The following is a 22991-nucleotide window of genomic DNA, read 5'->3' as shown; positions in this document are numbered from 1 at the left end:
GTCAGACGACATATACCGGTACGCTCGCGTGTAGCGAAAAGGCCCCCGGACCGACAACCGGCAACCGTTGTCAGTCGGGGGCTTTATTTGCCGTCCCGATTCAGTCGCGGGCGGCCAACGTCAAGTCCAGCTTCACCAGCTGGCCGACGATAATTTCTTCGATCTCTGGTACGAACGGGCCTCGCATGTCGAAGAAGAAATTGCAATCCGATTCGTACCCGCCCTCTCCGATCATTTTCCGCGTCGGAATATAGCAGTATACCCCGTTCGTATAACCTAGCGCCAGCGTCGTATCGCCTGCGAACAGCTTCTTGATCAGCAGCGAATATTCGGTCGACACTTCGCCCTCCATCGATACGATGCGATGACGATCGTCCAGCTTCCAGACCGAGATATAGTGCGGGATCCGGTCCTTGATCGTCCCGTCCTTGATCGCTTGTATCGTGCGGATGGCCGCATTCCGGTAAAAGGAGTTGTAGTCCGGATTGCTTGCAATCGGCTCATAAAAAGCGGCCGGGGTCTGCTCCGTATACAGCAGCGGATCGGCCAGCGCCGTACGGAACGAGCAATGAACCGTCTCGAAAGGCGCCTGTTCCATAATCCGGATCACATCCTGGGCTAAGTCCGTGCCCGCCTCCTCCATCTCGGCGATCGTCATGCTTTTGAATCGGGTGCCGTCCGCACCTTTTCGCGGCTTCAGCTCTCCCGCGCAGCCTTGCAAAAACAAAACGGCGGCTCCCGGATACGCTTCTTCCAGCACGCGGGACGTCCGGCCGGCGAAGTCGTTGGACAGCAGCATGTTGTCGGGGCCCATCGAGGTCGTATGACAGCCGTAATTGTACAGAATGCCCTTCACCGCCCCCGCCGCATCCGTCAGCTTCATCACCAGCAGCTCCTTGTCGATCGGCCCGTCCACATACGGGCTCCACGTGACGCCGCCCTTCCCGTCCGGCTTGCGCCGGCTGACCGCGAAATCGGACAAGCCGCGCCCGATGCTGAGCTCTCCCGGGACAAGATGGTTCCGGCAATACTCCGTCATCCGCAAGATCGTATCCCGCATAAAGCGGAACAAAGCCTCGTCCTCCGTGTAGTCAAGCTCCTCGTCGTTGTCGGTCCAGCCTTCCTGGGCAATGCTGTACGCGCCCCGGCGGTGTTCCGTATCCAGTCCGGTCAAAAAGACCGAGTGATGCGTATGCGAGAAATTGATCAGCACCTCGTCATGCTCCAGGCCGAACGTTTCCTTTAACGCCTCCTTAACGCCAAGCACAAAGCTCCGGTCTGCGCCCAAAGCGTCGATCGTCAACAGAAGCAGCGTCTTGTTCGCCTCCAGCATCACGGCCTTCACGTAGAGCTGGTCGTGTACGCCCTCGCTTTTACTCGTTCTGGCCCCGAATCCGTGCATAAAGACCGGCCGATCCGGTGTCATAACCTCGCTCACGCAGCAAAACTTCATCGTTATCGCACTCCTCTTATACGGAATAAGTCCCCGATCGTCGGCAGTTTTCACAGGTAGGACGGCGACCTCATCTTCATACTAGCACGAATGGATAAAGAGGTAAATAACTTGTAAATAACTTGCATCAATTTGTTTACAGCGTTCATGCCCATAAGCACAAAACACCTCCCCGGGCACCAGGGAGGTGTTCTGATTTCTGACACGGTCTGCATCACGTTAACTGTGCCGGACTGCCGCGGACGGACTGCGGCTCTCTATACCGCAGTTGGCGGTTCGCCGTCCTCCGCCTTCGTCTCGTGAATAAGCGACTTCATCTCCGTACAGGTCCGGCAGGCGAGCAATTTGTCCAGCAGCTCCGCGCCTTCCTTCTCCGAACTGTCGATCAATCTCCGCTTCACATCCAGCACCGAGTGGGAGGACATGCTCAGATCGTGCACGCCCAGACCTAGCCACATCGGCAGCGCATCGGCGTCCCCGGCCAATTCGCCGCATACGCTGACCGAGATGCCGTTGCGCCGGGCCGCTTCGACCGTCGCCCTGAGCATCCGCAGCACAGCCGGGTGGTAAGGCTCATACAAATGCGAAATTCGTTCGTTCATCCGGTCGACCGCAAGGACGTATTGAACGAGATCGTTCGTGCCGATGCTGAAAAATTGTACTTCCTGGGCGAGCAGATCGGCGATCGCGACCGCCGCAGGCACCTCGATCATAATGCCGATCTCGATGTTCGTGTTATAAGGCTGCCCGGCCCTCTGCAGCTCCTGCATGGCAAGGTCCAGCACCTCGCGCGCGCGGCGCACTTCCTCGATTGAGCAAATCATCGGGAACAATATTTTCACATTGCCGAACGAACTCGCCCGCAAAATCGCCTTCAGTTGGGTCTTGAATAAGTCCCTCCGGTCGATGGAGATGCGGATGCCCCGGTAGCCGAGCACCGGATTGTCTTCTTCGGGCAGCGATATGTAGTCCAGCAGCTTGTCGCCGCCGATATCGAGAGTCCGGATCACGAGCGGTTGGCCGTCCAGCTTCTGTGCGGCCGCCTTATACACCTCGAACTGCTCATCCTCTTTGGGCCACGTATGCCGGTCCATATACAACATCTCGGTCCGGAACAAACCTACGCCCTTCACCCCGTGCTTTAATGCCTGCTCCAGCTCGGCCAGCGACGTAATGTTCGCGTACAGGTTCACCTCTCTGCCGTCCCGCGTCTCGGAAGGGACGTTAACGACGGCACGCAGCCGTTCCCGCTCCTGATCGAGCTGGAGGCGGCGCTGCGTATACGCTTCGACTACCGACTGTTCCGGGTTGACGTGAACTTCTCCGGTCTCCCCGTCGAGAATAAGCAAGTCGCCGGTCTGGGCTCCGCCTTCGACGTTGAATATGAACGGGATGCCCATAGCGCGCGCCATAATGGCCGTATGCGACGTCTTGCCGCCCGAAGCGGTTACGATGCCGAGCAACTGGTTCGGGTCCAGATGCGCCAGTTGGGAGGGCGTCAGCTCGCGGGCTACGATAATAAACGGCTGATCGACCGGCGGTTTCGTTTCCTCGAACGAACCGAGCAGATGCTTGAGCAACCTCGTTCCCACATCTTTAATATCGAGCGCCCGCTCCTTCATATATTCGTCGTCGAGCAGGTCGAACATGTTGACGAACTTGTCTACGACTTCCTTTACCGCCACTTCCGCCGCCTTGTACTGACGCTGGATAATCCCTGCAACTTCATTCATGAACACCGGATCTTCCAGAATCGCCAGGTGAGCGTCAAAAATATTCGATTCCTCGACTCCAAGCACTTCTGCGATGTCGGTCTTAATCTGCTGAAGCTCCGACTTCGAAATTCGGACGCCCTCGTACAGTCTTTCGAACTCGAAAGCCATGTCGTTGACGTCGATCGGCTGCTCCGTCAGCTCCCATTCCCAATCCGGCAGGACAAATGCCTTGCCGATGGCGATGCCGACGGCCCCCCCGCTGCCTTTAACCATTCGATGCGTCACCTCCAGAAAGCTTGGCGTCTTGCGGATCGCCGGCGTCCTTCATCACGACAGACATAACCGACGCCTGACCTTTTTTGACGTGTTTGAACGGGGCGAACGCCCACGATTTTACGATGTTCGGATTCGTGATGACCATGGGCGTAGCAAGCGATTTGGCATGTTTTTTAATTTTTTGCAAATCAAACCGGATCAGCAATTGACCGACCGTCACGTCGTCCCCTTCTTTCACTACCGCCTGGAATAACTTGCCCTGCAAGTGGGACGTATCGATACCGATATGAAGCAGCACCTCGAGCCCCTCCTCGGTCCTCAACCCGATGGCATGCATCGTCGGGTAAATGTGCACCACCTTGCCCGTAACGGGCGAAAGCAGCTCCCCGCGTTCCGGGTAAAACGCCACCCCGTTGCCTACAAGCTTCTGGGCGAATATCGCGTCCGGCACTTCCTCGATCGGAATCATATTGCCCTGAACCGGCGCATGGAAATGCACTTGCCGGATCTCCTTATGCAGCACCTTCACGATCTCTTCGCGGATCAGCTCGGAGAATGTGCCGAATACGACCTGCACGTTGCCTCCCCCGAGATGGATCACTCCGGCCGCCCCCAGATGCTTCAAAGCGTTAATATCCAGCAGCTTGTCGTTGCCGAGCGTCAGACGCAGACGGGTAATGCACGCTTCGATCTCGTTGACGTTATTTTTGCCGCCGAGCGCCTGCAGGATAAGCGGCGCCCTGTAGCGCACATCCCCGGCCCATTCCTCGAGGGAGGAACCTTCCTCCCTCCCGGGTGTAGGGAGCTGGAACTTCCGGATCGCCCAGCGGAACAGAAAGTAATAAATGCCGGCGAACAGCAGCCCGATCGGGATCAACAACAGCCCGTTCGTAGCCAGATGCTCATTGATGACGAAATCGATCGCTCCGGCGGAGAACGAGAAGCCGTGATGAATATCCAGCTCGTACGCCAGCCACATCGCCGCTCCGGACAGCAAGGCGTGCACGACGAACAAATACGGCGCCACAAATAAAAAAGCGAACTCGATCGGCTCCGTCACGCCGGTCAAAAACGAAGTGAGCGCGGCCGTCAAAAACGTCGCCTTCACTTTGGGCTTCAAGTCTTCCCGGGCTTCGTGAATGATGGCGAACGCAACCGCAGGAAGCGCGAACATCATAATCGGGTACAGCCCTGCCATAAAAATGCCCGCTTCCGGATCTCCGGCAAAAAAACGGGGCAAATCCCCGTACACGACATGACCGTCGTCCCGCATATACGGTCCGATCTGGAACCAGACAACGTTATTCAAAATATGGTGAAGCCCCGACGGTACGAGCAGCCGGTATGCGACTCCGTAGACGAACGTCCCAGCCGCCCCGTGCGTCAATATCCATTCGCCCAGGCGGTCCAGAATCAGCTTGACGGTCGGCCCCAGCTGAATGACGACAGCGGAGAATACGATCGAAGCGAAGCTCATAAAAAGCGGAACAAATCTGGGACCGCCAAAAAACTGTATGTATTCGGGCAGCTTAATCGATTTGAACCGGTGATACGACAAGGCGGCTAGCAAGCCGATCATCACCCCGCCGGCAACCCCCAGCTCAAAAAACGTCCCCATATAATATTTGGTTAACGCGAAAAAAATAAAATAGCCTAGCAATGCGGCGATTCCCGCAATACCGGCATTTTGCGTAAGCCCAAGCGCTACTCCGATGGAGAAGAGGAAAGGCAAATACGCAAAGATCGAATTTCCGGTGAAGCTGAGCAATTCTCCGAATCTTTCGATTCCGATCCATTCCCAAGGCAAATTGCCGAGGAACAGCAAAATCGCCGCCGCAGGCAGCGCTATCATCGGAATCATGAGCGAACGCCCGAATTGCTGCAAATTGCCCATCCAGTTCAAGCCCTGTCCCCCCTTCTGTACCATCGTAAAGCTTCGACCCCGTTTTGTCAAAAGCAATCGACCGCCGTATTTCCATGGGACAAACTAAAGAAGCGGACCTCCCGGTCCGCTTGACTTCATCTCGAATTAAAATCGGAAAGAGCTCGTGCCGCCAATGCTCGAATACGAAGAGGCCGGCTGATTCGAGTCCGAACGCAGGTAGGCGTCATGTCCCGGCTGATTGCCCCGGTAACCGGCCGTATGGAACGACTGCGTGGAAGCGAACGATTGATTTTGGTTCTGCATTTGGTTCTGCTGCTGGTTCTGCATTTGATTTTGGAAATGGAATTGATTTTGCGGCTGATACTGGTTTTGGTGCTGCTGGTAGCTGCTTTGCTGCGGCTGGAATTGGCTTTGAGCCATTCCGAAGGATGCATAGCCGGTCTGTGCCTGGCTCGGATGCTGCGAATCCGAACGCAGGTAGCTGTCATGCCCCGGCTGGTTGCCGCGATAGCCGGCCGTGTGGAACGAGCTCGTACTTTGGAAAGCTGCACCTGCCGCTTGTCCCGAGCCGCTTTGTCCCATCCCGAACGCTTGGTTCGATTGGCTCATCGTTCCGCTGCCATAACCGGACCCGATCCCGATCGCTCCGCTCTGCGACGGGGTGCGGGAATCCGAGCGCAAATAGCTGTCGTGGCCCGGCTGGTTGCCGCGGTAGTTCGCCGTATGGAACGAGCTCGTACTCTGGAAGCCGCCTGCGGAAGATTGCATGCCTCCGGCTGCCGCCGATGGAGTCTGGCCGCTACCGTACTGGGATGCACGCTGCCCATACTGGGATTGAACCATTCCGATCGGCTGGAACGGCTTCTGGTTCTGGCTTCCGCGGTACTGGGACGTAGACGACTGGTTACCCATGCTGCCTGCGGACGAACCATACAACGAGCTCGATTGTTGTTTATACACGGACGGGAATCCTCCTCGGAAAATAGAAAGTCTTCAGACAAACGAATGTCGCGTATGGAACTGGGCGGCATCCTTTCGCTGAAGCCTTTACTAGTTTCTTCGGTTTGCGTTTTTTTATTGATGGAAGTCGTTTACTTCTTAGGAAGCAGTATCGAATCCTCGACTTTGATGCAGCGGTCCATAATCACTTCGATGCCCGCTCCGGCGGCAAGAGCCGCAGCCTCGTCGTTCGCGATGCCGAGCTGAAGCCAGAATACCGCAGGCTTAATCTTCATCGCAAGCGCATCCTTCGCTACGGAAACCGTATCTTCGCTGCGGCGGAACACATTCACGATATCGACCGGTTCCTCAATATCGGTCAGCGAAGCATAACTTTTCTCGCCAAGCACAGTATCGGCGTTCGGATTAACCGGAATGATCCGGTAGCCTTTCGCCTGCATCGCCTGAGACACCATATACGAAGTACGGTCAGGCTTGTCCGACAATCCGACGACGGCGATCGTTTTCGTCTGCTGCAGCAATTCCTTGATCCGGTCGCGCGAAGGATTTTCAAATGCCATCTCTAATTCCCTCCAATTCAGCTTGAGACTATTCGTTCGTATAAGACAATGCTTGCTTGCCTAATGCATTCCATGTTCCCAAAAACTGTTCTTTGTTCAGCTTCAACGACTTTTTGCCACTGTAAGGATCGTTGACGTATACGTTCTCTTCGTCATAACCGACGAGCAGGACGGCATGCTCCATAAACGTCGTCTTGATCGGTCCGATCGGCGTATCCCATTCCACCCATCTCTGGGTTTCTTGAAAATTGATCGTCGTCCATAGGACGACCGGCAGCCCTTCCGCGATCTGACGCTCGATGGCATCGAACTCCATTCCGGTCATATCGATCGCTGTCGGCACGTACTCCTTCAAGGTGGGAAGCAGCGCTCCGTGATAAATCCCGAACCCGCGCGATTTGCCGGTAGCATCGCCGACATACCCGGTGTTCGGGTTGCCCCAAAAAGCGATAGCTCCTTTCTCCCAGCGAATCGGAGTCGGATCTTTAATCATCTCGCGGTACAGCTCCATCTTATCTTTGTCGACGCCATAGTAGTTGAGCAGCATCGTGAGGCTGACGATCTCGCAGCCGGCGGGCAGCTCGGGGAGCTGCCTGACGAGCGGAGCGTCCAGCATGGCGGAAGCGGGCTTCGGCTTTACCGGGTCGGGCTTCGCTTCGCTGACAGGAGGGGCCGGGGCGGCGCCCTCCGCCAATACCGCCGCGATCGGCTGCGCTTCCGTGAAAAAATCTTTTCCGGTCATTTTCGCATAAAGTAGCACGCTGAAAACACCGCTTGAAAACAGCAGCCCCACGATGAGAAATGTCGTGAACAAAACTTTGACCATATTCATGATGATCATCATTCGCTACCATCTCATTCGCTTCGTTGTAGGTGATTCGTTAATTGGAACAGCGAGCCGGCCGTAGCGGGCCCGACTCAGTCGATCAATTGGACGTCGGCGCCGATCGATTTCAGATGCTCGAAGTAATGCGGATACGATTTGGCTACATGGTGAGCTTCCTTAATCGTCAAGCCGCCTTTGGAACGAAGTCCGACGACGGTAAGCGCCATAATGACCCGATGGTCGTAATGGGCGTCGATCTCGACTCCGCCTTCCACGCCTTCCGGCTTGCCGTGGACGATGATCTCGCTTTGGCGCTCCTCAACGTCCGCTCCGGCTTTGCGAAGCTCGTTCAAGTAATCGGTAATGCGGTCGCATTCTTTGTAACGCAAATTTTCCACATTATAGAAACGCGACGTTCCTTTCGCAAATACGGCTGTCGCTACCATCGCAAGCACCGCATCGGTAAAATGGTCCCCGTCGAATTCCACCGCCTGCAAGCTGCCGTCGCCTTTAATGTGAACTACGCCATTCTCATGCGTAAGCGGTACGTTCATCGCCCGCAGCACATCGACCACCGCGCGCTCTCCCTGCTTGCTCTCTTCTTCGAGACGAAGTACGCGGACATCGGACTGCGTAACCGCAGCAGCCGCAAGAATCGCCGCCGAACCGGGATAATCGCCCTGCACGACGTATTCCTTCGCTTCATAGCGTTGCCTTCCGGGTATGCGATAATGCATCAGATCGTCGCTCGCCTCGATCCGGATGCCGGCTTGCCGGATCACCTCAAGCGTCTGGCCGACGACGACTTTCGATTTCAGATCGTGAAGCACCTCAATTTCGCTGTCCTCGTCAAGCAGCGGCGTCATGAACAGCAGAGAGCTCAAAAATTGCGAGCTGACGTTGCCCGATACTTGAATCCGTCCGCCCTTCGGCTGGCCTCCGCGGATCGTAATCGGCAGCTTGCCGTTGCTGTGCTCGACACGAACGTTCATCTGCTCCAAAGCGGTGATCAGATCGTCGTGCGGACGTTTGCCAAGCGAATCGGGATAGGTATTCACGAACGTAAGCTCCGGGCAAAACGCCGCGACCGACATGAGGAATCGCAGTACCGCACCCGCATTGCCGACATTCAGCTCGGAAACCTGCTTCGGATGGCGGCCGAAGCCGCGGATCGTCATCGTATCGCCCTCTTCGATCAGCTCCGCTCCGAGATCGCGGATACAACGGCGCATCGCATCGCTGTCCTCGCTGTGCGCCGGATAACGGATCGTGCTTGTCCCTTCCGCCAAAGCCGCTACGAGCATATACCGGGTCGTATAGTTTTTGGAGGAAAGGGCGTTGATTTCCCCGTTCAATACCGGGGTAGGTTTTACTATGGCTTTCATCTTACTGTCATCTCTCCCTCTGCGATGTGGGCGTCAGATCGCTCGACCGACGCAATAGCCGATATACGATAATCCAATTCCGAGTACGTAACTTGCCGTTATGTATCCGATAAGCGCGCGGTAGCGCGACTTCCTGGCTAGTCCCACAAGTTCCAGCTGCAGCGTGGAAAAGGTGGTCAGCGCCCCCATAAATCCGGTTCCGGCAAGCAGCAGCACGGGGTTGCCCCAGTCTCCGCCGATGAGCAGTCCAAGCAGAAAACAGCCGGTCAAGTTTACTGTCAGTGTACCATACGGGACGCTGCTTTGGAATCGTTCCGCCATCTTTTTGGATATGTAATAGCGGGCTATGGCCCCGCAAAATCCGCCAGCCGCAACCAGAGCAACGTTACCCCACATTACACCGCTTCGCCTCCGCTCTTCCTTGCTTCCGCAAGACGGCCGCCCGCCCAGGCGAGCAGCAGCCCGCCCCATAGGCTGGTCATGACATAAACCGCCGCCATCCACCCGTGTCCGCTGTCCAGAAAGTGAACCGTCTCTGCTCCGAATGTGGAAAACGTCGTATACGAGCCGACGAAGCCGGTCGTCACCGCGATACGTTTCCGTTCGGACCAGCCCAGCCGCAGCGCGCCTCCGCCGGACAGCCAGCCCAGCGCGAAGCTGCCTGAGAAGTTGCACAGCAGCGTTGCCAGCGGGAACAGAGCCGGATCGGTATACGGATCGACAGCCAGACTGACCCCGTAACGCGCCAGTGCGCCAAGCACTCCGGCAAGTCCGATGAACAGAACCGTCATATCATAACACCGTCTCCCTTGATCGTATCTTCCCTGCCTGGAAAAAGGACGCTTCCCGGACCTTAAACCGCGACTACACGAGCACCTTCCGGACCTTTCCGACGATTTCGTCCGCGATGCTTTCCGGCGTTCTCCCGGTCGTATCAATACGTAGATGAGCGAAATCGTAAGCCGTCTTGCGCTTTTCCAGAAGCTCCGGCACCGAGGCCGCAGCGTTCCCTTTCAATAAAGGACGGTTCGGGTCGTTCTGCACGCGTTCCAGGATCGTCTCCACACTGGCGGTAAGCGCGACCACAAGCCCGTTGCCGAGCATAATGGCGCGGTTCTGTTCGGCTAATACGGCGCCTCCGCCGGTCGCCACGACTTGTCCCTCGCGGCCTTCCAGTTCCCGGATCAGCGCATTGGTTTCCGCCTGGCGAAAATACGGCTCTCCCTGACCGGCAAATAATTGCGGGATGGTGGCGCGCTCCGCCGTTTCGATCGACGTATCCAGATCGACCTTGCTCCAGCCGAGCCGTTCCGCGATCAAGGACGCCACGGTCGATTTGCCCGTCCCCATAAACCCAACCAGCACTATGTTCCGGGCGTTCATATCCCGCTCCCCCTTCTTGTCATTTCCTATCCTATCATAACGGGTAAACCCCGGAAAGGGAAGACTCCCGGCCCTTCCGTTCCCCGCACCCTTACAGGCAAAACGGCCCCCCGGCTTGGAACGCCGCTTCACTGTTTTATAGCGTTTCCGATAAACCGGGCGGTTTTATCCGGGTTCGCTACGATATAGATCGATTCGATCCGGCCCTCCCGTATGTGGAAAGTGACGATCCATACGGCATGCTGCCGGTGCTGAACGAACCCCGGCGCGCCATTGACCATCCGCCATTCGCCGCGGAATTCGACGGCGTATTTTTGACGCAGCCCTTCGAAAAAACGCCAGATCCGGTCAGGACCGAGGAGCGGATTGACCGCAGCGCGCACCTTGCCTCCGCCGTCGCTGAGCAATACTGCATCAGGCGCGAGCAGCTCCAGCATCCGGGCCACGTTGCCCGTGCTCATCGCTTCGACGAAACTTGCGACCAGCTCCTGCCGGTCGCTCGGATCGCTCCTCGCTTCGATATCGGGGGTTTCGCCGAGCTTGTTTTTTGCACGCCGGAAAATTTGCCGGCAATTCGCGGCCGATTTGCCGACGATATCGGCTATTTCCTCATACTCGTACCGGTACACTTCGCGGAGCAAAAAGACGGCACGTTCCGTCGCGGACAACTGCTCGAGCATAAGCAGGTACGCGGTCGATATCGATTCCTTCAGCATATACATATCGTAAGGATCTTCCGGCCGGCTGCTCGTATCGATCGGCTCCGGCAGCCACGGGCCGACGTACGTCTCCCTTTTGGCCGCCGCCGATTTTATCCGGTCCAGGCACCGGTTCGTCGCCATTTTGCATAAATACGATTTGATATTCGTCACCTGCGACACATCGAGCCGCGCCACCGCCAGAAACGTATCCTGGACGATATCTTCGGCATCCGCAGCGCTGCCCAGCATCCGATACGCCAGCGAGAACAATAAAGGCTTGTAGGAGGTGTACCATTGTTCCGTTTCAATCCGCAAAATCGCCAGCTCCCTTTCATGGATCACCATTCACCGAGTTTTTCCCATCTATACAAGACGAGCGAAAGCGGCCGGATGTGACACGGAAAACTGCTCTTTCTTTAGAAAACCGCACCGCAACGCAAAAGATTTGTGAATAATTCCCAAGGAGAATAGTAATGATTATTAATACACTTTTTTTCATTTCAAAGGAGCTGAACGGTACCGATGCAATCGGCTGCGTTTCCTAGGCCGCCCGGCAACCGGCTGGAGCAAATCTTAAGTCCAAGCCATTCGTTATGCAAGGATGATGTCATCTGGGTGCTCGAATATGTGAAAAAAAAGGTGGCCGAGCAAGATCCCCGGTTATTGGATCTCCCCCAGCCACGCTTGCTGAAAAACTTTCAAAACTATGCCGATGCCGCCACGATGCTTCTCCAGCGAAGACCGAGCTGCGTCAATGAAGCCGAACGGCTGCGGGCTTCGCTGATGGAAGCGACCTACGGGCTGTGGCAGACGCCGGAACCGGCACCCGGCAAAGCTTCAAATTCCGATTAATTCATCCACTGGAAGTGGAACGAACCTTCCTTGTCCACTCTTTGGTACGTGTGCGCTCCAAAGTAATCCCGCTGCGCCTGCAGCAAGTTGGCCGGAAGCCGCTCGGAACGGTAGCTGTCGTAATAAGCCAGCGCGGACGCGAAGCAAGGCGCCGGAATTCCCCGCGATACGGCAACGGAAACGACTTGTCTCCACGCATCCTGGTAAGACTCCACGACATCTTTGAAATACGGGTCGAGAAGCAGGTTTTTGAGGCCCGGCTCGGCATCATACGCTTCTTTGATGTTTTGCAGGAAGCGGGCACGGATAATGCAGCCGCCGCGGAATATCATCGCGATATTGCCATAGTTCAAATCCCAGCCGTACTCGTCGGAGGCTGCGCGCATTTGAGCGAAACCTTGCGCGTACGAGCAAATTTTGCTGGCGTACAACGCTTTGCGAACCGCTTCGATGAAGGCGCCCTTCTCGGGAGCAGCCGGCAGTTGCTGAGGTCCTTTGAGCAGCTTGCTTGCTTGTACGCGCTCGTCTTTAATCGCCGACAGCATCCGTGCGAATACCGATTCGGTAATGATCGAGAGCGGAACGCCAAGGTCGAGGGCGCTTTGGCTTGTCCATTTGCCCGTCCCTTTTTGTCCGGCTTTGTCCAATATAACGTCGACCATCGGTTTGCCCGTATCCGGGTCAGTCTTGGTGAAAATATCGGCGGTAATCTCGATCAGGTAGCTGTCCAGCTCGCCTTTGTTCCATTCCGAGAAAATTTCGTGAAGCTCCTGCGTGCTCAGTCCAAGCACGTCCCGAAGCAGCTGGTACGCTTCGCAGATCAGCTGCATGTCGCCGTACTCGATGCCGTTGTGAACCATCTTGACGTAATGGCCGGCTCCGTCCGGTCCGATATACGTGCAGCAAGGATCGCCGTTCACTTTGGCGGAAATCGCGGTCAGAATCGGCTCCACGAGCCGGTATGCACTTTCCTGGCCGCCCGGCATAATGGCAGGTCCCTTCAGTGCGCCTTCTTCGCCGCCCGATACCCCTGTACCGATAAACCGGATGCCTTGAGCTTCGAGATCTTTGTTGCGGCGCTGCGTGTCCGGGAAGTAAGCATTGCCGCCGTCGATCAAAATATCGCCTTCCTCAAGCAGCGGAACCAGCTGGGAGATCGTATCGTCCGTCGGTTTTCCCGCCATCACCATCAGCAAAATTTTGCGGGGGCGCTCCAGCGATTGGACGAACTCTTCCACGGAATAGGTCGGAACTAGATTTTTGCCTTTCGCTTCGTTGCTGATCAGATCGTCCGTCTTCTCACGGGAACGATTATAGACAGATACCGTAAAGCCGCGGCTTTCGATATTAAGCGCCAAGTTTTTGCCCATTACGGCCAAACCGACGACTCCGATTTGTTGTTTTGACATCGTTAATCACCCTTATCCGAGAGTATGTATGAAGCCCGCTTTCGATGCGGCACTTCATTATTCTATCCCATTTTCATCAAATTGTCATAGCCCCAAATCCGCCGTCGACCCGCAGCAGCGATCCCGTAACGAATCCGGACGCTTTTTCGGAGGCCAAATATACGGCGGCGCCTTGCAATTCGTGCGCTTCGCCGAACCGGTTCATCGGCGTATGGGTCATGATCGAGGCGATCCGTTCCGGCGACAAAATTTTGCGGTTTTGCTCGGCCGGGAAGAAGCCCGGAATGATGGCGTTTACGCGGACGCGGCTCGGAGCGAATTCGCGCGCCAAGTTTTTGGTCAGGTTGTTGACGGCCGCTTTGGACGCCGAATAGGTGAATACGCGGGACAGCGGAGGCTCCGAGGAGACGGACGAGATGTTGATGATGCTGCCGCCTTCGCCGCTCTCCACCATATGTTTGCCGAATACTTGGCACGCCAGCATAACGCCTTTCAGGTTAACGTCCATGATGGAGTCCCATTCTTCTTCGGTAATCTCAAAAAACGGAGTGGCGCTGTTTTTGCCCGGACAGTTCATAAGCACGTCCACCCGGCCCGTCCATGCCAGCACTTCGGCCAGTACGCCGCGAAGCTGCTCCGCATCGGTCGTATCGGCGCTGAAGCTTTTCGCTTTGGCACCGGTTTCTTGAACCTGCGCTACCACCTGCTCGCATTTCTCCAAATTCCGGCCGACGATCGCCACATCCGCTCCGTGACCTCCGAGCGCAATCGCCATAGAACCGCCAAGCGTGCTGTTTCCGCCGATAATGACTGCTGTTTTCCCCGTTAAATCGAATAAATTCATCCCGTTTCCCTCCCGATATGTAGATCCAATTGATTTATAGAGGATGTTCAAAAAGCCCACTTTTGATCGGTGCTGAAAATCAAATTTTTTGAACTCGTACTTAGGAGCGCAAGTCGCCGCCCACATGCTTTTTCTGAAAAGCGGTGATCGCGTCGAACGACCCTTTCAGTTGCTGGTAAACGTCGGCATAGAGCGACGTCAGCTCGCGGTAAACCGCATGGTTGACCGCATTCGGCTCGTGGCGGATGCTGGAGCGCACCCAGCCGTGAATTGACGAGAAATCGCGAATTTCCCCGAGCGCGAGCAGTCCGAGCTGGGCGGCCCCGAGACCGGAGCTTTCGATCGAGTCGGGAACCGTCACCGGCGTATCGAGGACGTCCGCCATCATCTGTCTCCAGAAAGCGGAACGGGCGAAACCGCCGGAAGCGCGAATTTCTTGGGTCGGTCCCCCGACTTCCTCGAGCGCCATGGCGACCGAATGAATCCGGTAGACGACTCCTTCCAGCACGGATCGGATCATATGCTTCTTCTCATGGAAGAGCGACAGTCCGAAAAAGACGCCGCGCGCGTTGGCGTTCCAATAAGGAGCCCGCTCCCCGGCGAGCAGCGGCAGGAAAATAAGCCCGTCCGACCCCGGAGCGACCTGTTCGGCGATCGAAGTCAAATAATCGTACGGGTCCATCCCCCGGCGGCGGCCTTCTTCCGCTTCAAGCGTAGCGAGCTGGTCGCGCACCCAGCGGAACATGATGCCGCCGTTATTAATCGCGCCGCCTACGACCCAGAAGTCTTCCTTCAGCGCGTAACAGAACAGACGGCCCTGCGGATCGGTGAGCGGCTCGTTAACCGTGCCGCGTACGGCCCCGCTTGTCCCGATCGTGACCGCGTATACGCCCGGCTCGAAGGCGCCTACGCCGAGATTGGCGAGAACGCCGTCGGACGCGCCGACCACGAAAGGCGTATCGGCGGGAAGTCCCATCTCCGCCGCGCAGGCCGAAGACAAGCCCGTCTCGATATGCGTCGTCGATACCGGCTCGGACAGCTGGTCCCGCGTCACGCCGGCGACACGCAGCGCCTCCTCATCCCATTCGAGCTGGCGCAGATTGAACAATCCGGTGCAGCTGGCCAGCGAATAGTCAATCACGAATTTGCCGAACAGCTTGGCAAAGACGAATTCTTTGATCCCGATAAACTTATAAGTCCGGTTGACCAGCTCCGGCTCGTAACGGTTCATCCACATCAGCTTCAGCAAAGGCGACATCGGATGAATCGGCGTCCCCGTATTCCGGTAGATGCCCATGCCGTTCATTTCGTTTTTGAGCGGCGCTACGAGATCGGCGCTGCGGTTATCCGCCCACGTAATACAGCGCGTAAGCGGTTGAAGCTCGCGGTCGACCGCGATCAGGCTGTGCATAGCCGAGCTGAACGAGACGCACAGGACGTCCGAGCCGGGTATGCCAGCCTTGGCGATCACCTCGCGGATGCCGCGGACAACCGCTGCGAAAATCTCAAGCGGATCTTGCTCCGCCCGGTCCGGCGTCGGTGTATACAGCGGATATTCGATCGAATGGCCGGCAATCACCCGGCCGTCCCGGTCGATGACGAGCGTTTTGGTGCTCGTCGTGCCGATATCGGCGGCTACCACGTATCGTTTGGAGCTGCGGTTAACAGTCATTTCGGCAAATACCCCTCATCGTCGAACTGCAAATCGTAAGGCTCCGTCAATATTTCGATATCCGGATGTTTTCTCGCTTCCTCGAGCAGGTTGACGGATATTTCAATCTCCCCGAGATGGAGCGTATCGCGAATCCGGACCATCTTGCATGTCGTGTAGTCGAGAATATTGCACGTTTTGACGGCCGCTTTGATCGCGTACAAATCGCTTTCGAACGTCGTCGCCTGCTTCGTCGGCGCACATACCGTCGAGGTTAACCCGTTGGCGTAGGTGGCCGGCCAATCCGTTTTGTCCACTAGCCGCTGGGTCGTAAAGTCCGCCGTTCCGACCCCGTTGGCGTTGCCCTTGGTCTCCGGCGTCAGGTCAAGCACGACCATCTTCGATACGTCAGGCCCGCCGTGGGCGTAAGGGGTCGGGTACCGGCCCGTAATGTTCGGGTCCATCCCGTCGCCGCTAATGTTTTTGCCGATATAGTCGATCACGAGCACATCGATCTGGTCGAACAAGATTTTCGGAAGACGCGATTTCGCTTCCTCGAGCAGCTGCTCCTCGCGGTGTTCGATATCCGCGGCCGGAAGCACCTCGACGCGGCAAGTTTCGTCGTAAGCATTCTCCACAAGCGCTACGCCGAACAAGATCGGCAGCTTGTCGAGCATAATCTTCGCCATCGCCGGAACGTTCTCCGCCATATATTTAAACCCGAGCTGATGACACGCCTCGGCGCCTTTCTGCTTGCCGAGACCGATGGCGATCATCTTCATAATCCCGCTTTCGATCCGTCCGCGGAAGGCGGTATGCGGCTTCACCCGGTTAATGACGACGATCGCGTCGGCTTCGTAGGCGTATTTATCGATATACACCGGCAGGCCGTTCGGCAGCTCGTCGATCTTGACCACTTCCATCGAGGATAAGATGGGAGCGCCGGCCGATTCCTCGGTAACGCCGAGATGATGCAGCACCTCGATCTGGCCTTGGGCAGTGGCGCCGCCGTGACTGCCCATGCAGGGCACGATGAACGGCAAGCCGCCGGCTTCCTTGATCGCATCGATCGTAATCCGCGTAAATTCGGCGATATGCGCCACGCCCCGGCTGCCTACGGCAACGGCGACCCGCTGTCCGGGCTTGATCGTCTCGATCGCTCCCGGCTTCTTCAATTCTTCGCGCAGAGCCCCTTCAATATCGTCGACTTTGGTTGCATCAAACTTCTGACGAATCCGTACCATCTGGGGTATCGGAATATCGTCCAGCAATGTCCGTAAAATGCTCATCCCTGCTGCCTCCCTCTCATCCTACTATCTGTCAAATCCCCCTGACCGATTCACGCACGAGCAGTTCCGTCTCGACATACAGCGTCTCCTTCGACGGATACCCCTTCTCGATAACCCGCAGCAGCTTCTCCGCTCCGATCCGGCTGATCGTCTCGACCGGACGCTTCACGGTCGTAAGCGCGGGGGATAAAAACGCGGAAAACACATCGTCGTCGAATCCGGCGACGGAAATATCGCCCGGCACCGAAAGTCCGTGCTCGGCGATCGCCTTCATCGCCCCTACCGCCATCTCGTCGCTGGAGCAAAATACCGCCGTAGGCAAAGGCGTGCGCGTAAGCAGCTCCTGCATCGCCCGGTAGCCCCCCTCAAGCGTATAACCGCCTACAACGTCGTAACGGGGATCGGGTTCCAGATCGTATTGCCGAAGCGCTTGCAAATAACCTTCCTTACGGGCATGCGAAGATTTAAACGTGACCTTGCCTTCAATAACCGCAATACTTCGGTGGCCTTGCAAGATCATATGCTCCACGACGCGGAACACGCCGGCCCGGTCGTCGGCCAGAACGTTGACGGCGGATACAGGCTCGGCATTCCGGTTCAGAACGACAAGCGGAATGTTCTTCTCGGCCACATACGATATGAACGCTTCGTCCCGGTCGCTCTGGCTCATGACGATGACCCCGTCGAACGTCTTGCGGGTGACCCCGGCAAAGTTGCCGTCGTAATCGTCGATCGAGTTCACAATCAGATGATACTTCGATTGAACCGCGCCATGAACGCCCTTAACCGTCTCGTGAAAGAAGTTGGACGACGTTCCTTTCGACAACGTGGAAAAAAACAAGCCGATGTGGTAAGAACGGGCGAGCACCAGACTTTTGGCGCTGTAATTCGGCGAGTAGTCGAGCCGCTCCGCCAGTGCCCTGATTCTCCGCTTCGTTTCCTCGTGAATGAGCGGGCTGTCGTTCAGCGCCCGCGACACGGTCGTGTGCGACACGCCGGCCATACGCGCAATATCTTTGATCGTTACGGACATCCTACCACCTCTTGTCGCCTTGATTTTAGCACATCAATGCACACGTTAACAAGAGCGAATCCGCAGCCGCTTTTCCGGTCTAACGATCAATCGGGCCCCCTCGTTCCCCTGCATTCGCACGCAAGAAGCCGGACAGCGAAAACGACCATCTCCCCGGTGCTCTGGCACGGCTGAGACGGTCGTTACGTCATTGCTCTACTGTTCATTTACATCTCCAGCTGCAGCATTTCGCTGCGCATCTCCTTCAGACGTTCTTTACTTTCGGCGGCTTTTTCTTCATCGTTGTCTTGCAGCGCTTCGTGAAGGATCGCCAGCTCGTAATCGAGCTCCAGTCGCAGCACCGCCACCCGTTCTTCCGCCCGTTTCGATTTAAACGCCTGAACCATTTCGTCCAGCGTAACGACAGGCTCTTTCTGGAACAGAATTTTGTGCTCGACTCCCGATATTTCCACCATGCGGATAATTTCCCCGAACATGATGTTCTCGATTACAATTTGCCGCTCCCGGAACCGTTTGACGATAGCGTGGCCTCGTGTGTCTCCGATCATCTTCTCCATCAGCTCGGACAGCTTCTCGTCCTTGAACGAATAATCGCCGACGATTTTGTAGCGGTCCCCGATCCGCTGGAATTTCAGCTTGATCAGCTTGCGGCCCGTACGGATCGAGATGACGAACTGCTGATCGTTTTCGTTCCAGTACAAGGAGTAGCCTTCCTGAATGAGCGACTTGATAAAGTTGCGGATTTGCCGGCGGTCAAAACGCAACTCCAGGTTGCAGTACTCTACTTCATAACTTTTGTTCACGGCAATCCCTCCTACACAATGAACACCCTTGTCATTACTATAAACCGTCTTTCGGCGTCCGAACCGGACGTACGGGCTGTGGATTGAATCGTTGTCGCGCTGAAAGTCTGCTTTAGGCTTGCACCCCGTTGATCAATCGCTGCACTTTTTGACAGAATGTTCAGACAACTTTGCCGCTTACTTTTATCTTATTATGGATCATATGATTTAGCAACTTGGATTATTGATTATTTTTAAAGCAGACGGGTAAAAAATTCGGAGCGCTTGCACTTGCCGCCGGACAGGGCAGACGGTTCAAAATACAAAAAAACCCCTCCCCTGAGTACCGCAAGGAGGAGGGTTCCCGGGATCAGCTCTCGTTTGGCCGCAGCACGACGGAGCCGAATCCGAGCAAAATAACCGCAAACAGCACAAGAATGCCAAGCTGCAAAGAAACCCCTGCCAGAGACTCTCCGGCCGCCAGCTGACGCAGCGCATCGATCGCCCACCGCTGCGGCACGATATTGGACAGCTTCTGCATAAACTCCGGAGTCAGCTCGACCGGCCAGAAGCAACCGCCCAGCATGCACGTCGGCGTGATGATCAGCGAATTAATCGCGCCAAGATGATTCGGATTCCGGACCAGGCCGGAGATCGTACAGCCGAGTCCCATAGCGGCGAGCAGGAAAAACTCGATCACCAGGAAATGAAGCCAGAATCCGACCCCGTAATCGAACCCGAGGGCGTACCGGGAAAACACAAGCACGATCACCGTCTGGATCGTACCGATCGCGAAGCTGCCGATAAAGTTGCCGGCTGCAATCTCCCAAGCACGAACCGGAGCGGTGTACATCCGGGTCATCGTCCGGTTTCTCTTATCTTCCACGATCGACGCCACGAGCTGGTCACCAGACTAAGCATAAATACGAGCAAAATCCCCGTAGCCATATCCACTGCCGGATTCACTTCCAGACCGAGATCGGTCTTCGTTACGCCGACCTGCTTGGTTTGCTGCTGAATCCAGATACGCTCGACTGTCTGCAGCAGGTCCGGGCCGGCCGATCCCGCTTCCATCGCAAATGCAACCGCCTGGTTCATGCCGCGGATCGTCTGCTCGACAGCCAGCTTCAGCCCGAACGTCTGCTCGTCGACCCGCATCTGAATCATCTCGACTTCGGCTCCCGCTCCCTGCAGCAGCCGAACTCCGAACGTACCCGGGATCAAAATCGCGGCAGCCGCCTTATTTTCCGATACGGATTGCCTGGCAGCCTCGGCAGACGGCGCGGGTACTAGCCTATATTCCCCGGAATCGGCCAGGGCGGAGATCACATACGCCTCCTCGACCCGCTCCTCCAGCACCTTCCCCTTCAATCCGTACAGCTTGGCGAAAAATGTTACATTTTCCCGGGCGCTCAAATCTTCATAGATCGCCAACTCCTGAGGAACGACACCGATCCGCCTCTTGATCTCGAGCGGACTGCGCCGGACCGACTCCCCTCCGATCCGGATCTCGCCCTGATCGGGCGCGAGCAGGCCGCACATCATTGTTTTCGCATCGCGATCTGCTACGGGCGGCAGAAGGTGGCGATGACAGTCTCTAACACAACCGATGAGCGACATTCGCCTGCTGATCGTCGACGACGATCCGTTTATTCGAGAAAGCTTGAAAATGATTTTAGAGCTGGACCCGGAAATACGGTGGAAGGGGTATGCACGAACGGGGAGGAAGCGCTGCAATTCGTACAAAAGCACGGCGGTATAAACGTAGTGCTAATGGATATTTGCATGCCGGTCTGCGACGGCGTCGAAGGCACGAGGCGAATCAAAGCTTATGATCCCGGCATCGCCGTGATCATTTTGACGACGTTCGACGACGACGAGTATATTATCGAGGCGCTCCGCAACGGAGCCGGCGGCTACTTGCTCAAAAACGTCGCCCCGGACCGGATCATCGACGGCATCAAAACCGTCTTCCTGAAGCCTTCCGACAAAACGCCGAATGCCAAAAAATCGTTGGTGGAATACGGACTGACCGTCTCCGAGCAGCAGATCGTGGAGAAGATTGCCGACGGGCTGAGCAACAAAGAAATCGCCCGGCAGCTGCACCTGAGCGAAGGAACGGTCAAAAATTATATTACGGACATTTTGAGCAAGCTGGAGCTGCGCGACCGTACCCAGATCGCGATTTTTTATTTGGAGCGGTAAAGCCGCCCTCGCCGGGCGGCTTTTTCGGTCAGCGCGGGGGCCACAGCGCGGGATCGAGATTTTCGGTCGGGTACGATTTCCAGCCGAAGCTCGATACGAGCCAGCCTCCGTTGTATTTGGGAGAAAAGCGGATATTGTACTGGTAGTACGATTTGTTGCTGCCTTGGGCGAGAACGGTATATTCGTTGTCTCCTTCCAGCGGTTTGATCGTAAACCCTTTCTCGAACCGGCCGAAATATTCGTCCAGCGCCTTCAGCTTGTCCTCCGCGATCGCATAACCGCCTTCGACAATCGCGTATTTGCTCAGGCCGCCTTTCACTTTATCTTTCCAGTACGGCTTGATCAAATCCATATGAACGTAAAGCTCCCCGGTATGCTTCTCCTTCGTCAGCTCCGGATTGCCGACGTTGATCGGAATATTCTTGATATCTTTCCAGCGGATATACTCCGTCCCTTTATACAAATTGATCAAGGCCGGGTAGTTGACTTTTTCGTACTCGAAATTGTAGCGGATCAGCGTGTCCAGCGTAATCTCTTCGGGTACTTCGACCACCGGCGTAACGATCGGGGTTTCCGTACCTGTACCTGTCCCCGTCCCGGTTCCTGTGCCGGTTCCTGTACCGCTTCCCGTATTCGTACCGGAACCTGTCTGGGGCGCGGCCGGCCGCTTCAATTTGATCGTCGTCGTACTCTCGTCCCAGCTTACCTGGGCGCCCAGCAGCTCTCCGATCGCTTTGAAAGGCAAGTAGCTGCTGCCGTCATAGATGAGCGGAGTCATGCCGCCGACTTTGTTGCCGTCGATCTCCACTTTGAAATCCGGACGCAGATAAGCCTCGACCTTCTGCAGCGTGTCCTTAGCGTAGACGCCAGCCGTAAACATAAGCCCCATCGCCAATGTTAATCCGGCTATCCGTTTGAAACGAATATGGTTCATCAATCTCACTCCTGTCCCGAACTGTTCTCGTATCAGTTCCTTCTTTATCCAGTTTCTATTATAGCTCAGGCTCGTTCCCCCGCATAGAAGGAGTTGACCGTTTGCGAACAATCGGCCGGTTGTTGTACTGTTAAGAGGAGCCGTTCGACGATCGATAAGTTATTTATTCAGGAGGTACTTATGACTGTCCTCGATGTTCCCGCGTTTGACGTTGCCGATTTTGAAGTATTTGGAATTCCCGGGCTGGAGCCGCGTATGGAAGCTTTAATCTCACGCGTCCGGCCGAAGCTGACGAAGCTTGGCGAGGAGCTCGCTCCTTACTTGTCCGCGCTGTGCGGCGAGCCGATGTACCCCCATGTGGCCAGACATGCCAGACGGACGATCAATCCTCCGGACGACACATGGGTGGCGTGGGCGAATAACAAAAAAGGGTACAAAGCCCATCCGCATTTTCAGGTCGGACTGTGGTCGACACATGTATTCGTGCAGTTCGCCGTTATTTACGAAAGCGGCAACAAAGAAATTTTCGCCCGCAATCTGGAGAAGAAACTGCCCGCCATCCGCAAATCGATCCCCGGACATTTCCGCTGGTCAACCGATCATATGCAGCCTGAGTCCTCCGTACATAAGGATATGAGCAAACAAGACTTTGAGCGGATGATCGACAAGCTGCAGCGGGTCAAAAAAACCGAAGCGCTGTGCGGCATCCGCATCGACCGCAAAGATCCGGTATTGACCGATCCGGCTCTGCTGACCGACATCATCAAAGATACGTTCGACCGCGTCATGCCGCTGTACCGGATCGCGTTCTGACATTCATCCCGTATCATTCTCCAAAGTTTGGAACA

22 protein-coding genes and 1 pseudogene are annotated in these 22991 nt (G+C 56.1%); 3 read left to right on the top strand and 20 right to left on the bottom strand.

Translation table 11 applies throughout. From position 1 onward, the window contains the following. Positions 1-100: 100 nt before the first annotated feature. The 11 genes from IDH45_RS08380 to IDH45_RS08330 all read right to left on the bottom strand — a co-directional run bounded on the left by IDH45_RS08380 (position 101) and on the right by IDH45_RS08330 (position 11489). Positions 101-1453 carry a neutral/alkaline non-lysosomal ceramidase N-terminal domain-containing protein gene (locus IDH45_RS08380; RefSeq protein ID WP_190926464.1) on the bottom strand — a complete coding sequence of 451 codons (1353 nt, stop codon included), beginning with the start codon at positions 1451-1453 and terminating at the stop codon, positions 101-103. Positions 1454-1710: 257 nt separating this feature from the next. Then, entirely contained in the window at positions 1711-3441 is a 1731-nt protein-coding gene (gene ptsP / locus IDH45_RS08375) for a phosphoenolpyruvate--protein phosphotransferase (protein WP_190926462.1), read from the bottom strand. Beyond that, on the bottom strand, positions 3434-5347 hold the full coding sequence (locus tag IDH45_RS08370) for a glucose PTS transporter subunit IIA (protein WP_190926460.1): 1914 nt from the start codon (positions 5345-5347) through the stop codon (positions 3434-3436). The genes ptsP and IDH45_RS08370 overlap by 8 nt, the downstream gene beginning before the upstream one ends. A 126-nt stretch (positions 5348-5473) precedes the next feature. After that, a complete protein-coding gene (locus tag IDH45_RS08365) occupies positions 5474-6289 on the bottom strand; it encodes a hypothetical protein (protein ID WP_317891172.1) in 816 nt (271 codons plus the stop codon). Between the two features lie 131 nt (positions 6290-6420). Continuing rightward, positions 6421-6849, bottom strand: coding sequence for a CoA-binding protein (locus IDH45_RS08360; protein ID WP_190926458.1), 429 nt, complete (start codon positions 6847-6849; stop codon positions 6421-6423). 28 nt (positions 6850-6877) lie between these two features. Beyond that, complete coding sequence (locus IDH45_RS08355; RefSeq protein WP_190926456.1) at positions 6878-7693, bottom strand: C39 family peptidase; 816 nt, start codon at positions 7691-7693, stop codon at positions 6878-6880. 74 nt (positions 7694-7767) lie between these two features. Beyond that, complete coding sequence (gene aroA, locus IDH45_RS08350; protein ID WP_190926454.1) at positions 7768-9060, bottom strand: 3-phosphoshikimate 1-carboxyvinyltransferase; 1293 nt, start codon at positions 9058-9060, stop codon at positions 7768-7770. Positions 9061-9093: 33 nt separating this feature from the next. Continuing rightward, positions 9094-9456 (bottom strand): fluoride efflux transporter CrcB, encoded by a 363-nt coding sequence (crcB, locus tag IDH45_RS08345; protein WP_190926452.1) that lies wholly within the window; start codon positions 9454-9456, stop codon positions 9094-9096. After that, the gene (locus tag IDH45_RS08340; RefSeq protein ID WP_190926450.1) at positions 9456-9851 is read right to left on the bottom strand and encodes a fluoride efflux transporter FluC; all 396 of its coding nucleotides are present in this window, start codon (positions 9849-9851) and stop codon (positions 9456-9458) included. Before IDH45_RS08340 ends, crcB begins: the two co-directional genes overlap by 1 nt. A 73-nt stretch (positions 9852-9924) precedes the next feature. Next, the gene (locus tag IDH45_RS08335) at positions 9925-10443 is read right to left on the bottom strand and encodes a shikimate kinase (RefSeq protein WP_190926448.1); all 519 of its coding nucleotides are present in this window, start codon (positions 10441-10443) and stop codon (positions 9925-9927) included. A gap of 128 nt (positions 10444-10571) precedes the next feature. Continuing rightward, positions 10572-11489, bottom strand: coding sequence for an RNA polymerase sigma-70 factor (locus IDH45_RS08330; RefSeq protein ID WP_190926446.1), 918 nt, complete (start codon positions 11487-11489; stop codon positions 10572-10574). A 177-nt stretch (positions 11490-11666) separates the two neighbouring features. Between IDH45_RS08330 and IDH45_RS08325 the strand changes: the two genes are divergently transcribed. Further along, the gene (locus tag IDH45_RS08325) at positions 11667-11996 is read left to right on the top strand and encodes a hypothetical protein (protein ID WP_190926444.1); all 330 of its coding nucleotides are present in this window, start codon (positions 11667-11669) and stop codon (positions 11994-11996) included. Here the strand turns inward: IDH45_RS08325 and gndA are convergent. From gndA to IDH45_RS34930, 8 genes are all read right to left on the bottom strand, one after another. After that, positions 11993-13405, bottom strand: a complete 1413-nt coding sequence (gndA, locus tag IDH45_RS08320) for an NADP-dependent phosphogluconate dehydrogenase (RefSeq protein ID WP_190926443.1) — start codon at positions 13403-13405, stop codon at positions 11993-11995. The genes IDH45_RS08325 and gndA overlap by 4 nt on opposite strands. Positions 13406-13481: 76 nt before the next feature. Continuing rightward, a complete protein-coding gene (locus IDH45_RS08315; RefSeq protein ID WP_190926441.1) occupies positions 13482-14249 on the bottom strand; it encodes an SDR family oxidoreductase in 768 nt (255 codons plus the stop codon). A 100-nt stretch (positions 14250-14349) separates the two neighbouring features. Further along, positions 14350-15921, bottom strand: coding sequence for a gluconokinase (gene gntK, locus IDH45_RS08310; protein ID WP_190926439.1), 1572 nt, complete (start codon positions 15919-15921; stop codon positions 14350-14352). Further along, positions 15918-17189 (bottom strand): lactate racemase domain-containing protein, encoded by a 1272-nt coding sequence (locus tag IDH45_RS08305; protein ID WP_190926437.1) that lies wholly within the window; start codon positions 17187-17189, stop codon positions 15918-15920. The genes gntK and IDH45_RS08305 overlap by 4 nt, the downstream gene beginning before the upstream one ends. A gap of 31 nt (positions 17190-17220) precedes the next feature. Then, entirely contained in the window at positions 17221-18222 is a 1002-nt protein-coding gene (locus IDH45_RS08300) for a LacI family DNA-binding transcriptional regulator (RefSeq protein WP_190926435.1), read from the bottom strand. Positions 18223-18428: 206 nt separating this feature from the next. Next, the gene (locus IDH45_RS08295) at positions 18429-19025 is read right to left on the bottom strand and encodes a hypothetical protein (protein ID WP_190926433.1); all 597 of its coding nucleotides are present in this window, start codon (positions 19023-19025) and stop codon (positions 18429-18431) included. A gap of 349 nt (positions 19026-19374) precedes the next feature. Next, positions 19375-19866 (bottom strand): ABC transporter permease, encoded by a 492-nt coding sequence (locus IDH45_RS08290; protein WP_190926431.1) that lies wholly within the window; start codon positions 19864-19866, stop codon positions 19375-19377. Then, on the bottom strand, positions 19863-20549 hold the full coding sequence (locus IDH45_RS34930) for a hypothetical protein (RefSeq protein WP_190926429.1): 687 nt from the start codon (positions 20547-20549) through the stop codon (positions 19863-19865). Before IDH45_RS34930 ends, IDH45_RS08290 begins: the two co-directional genes overlap by 4 nt. Before the next feature lie 64 nt (positions 20550-20613). On the opposite strand from IDH45_RS34930, the pseudogene IDH45_RS08280 reads away from it, so the two are divergent. Continuing rightward, a pseudogene (locus IDH45_RS08280) lies at positions 20614-21209 on the top strand (response regulator transcription factor). Between the two features lie 28 nt (positions 21210-21237). On the opposite strand, the gene IDH45_RS08275 reads toward IDH45_RS08280, so the two are convergent. Beyond that, positions 21238-22143 (bottom strand): stalk domain-containing protein, encoded by a 906-nt coding sequence (locus tag IDH45_RS08275; RefSeq protein WP_190926428.1) that lies wholly within the window; start codon positions 22141-22143, stop codon positions 21238-21240. 180 nt (positions 22144-22323) lie between these two features. On the opposite strand from IDH45_RS08275, the gene IDH45_RS08270 reads away from it, so the two are divergent. Continuing rightward, positions 22324-22956, top strand: a complete 633-nt coding sequence (locus tag IDH45_RS08270) for a DUF1054 domain-containing protein (protein ID WP_190926426.1) — start codon at positions 22324-22326, stop codon at positions 22954-22956. Positions 22957-22991 lie beyond the last annotated feature (35 nt).

The sequence above is a fragment of the Paenibacillus oceani genome (assembly GCF_014705615.1).
GTDB classification, from domain to species: Bacteria; Bacillota; Bacilli; order Paenibacillales; family NBRC-103111; genus Paenibacillus_AB; species Paenibacillus_AB oceani.
This window is presented reverse-complemented; position numbering and strand designations above follow the sequence as displayed.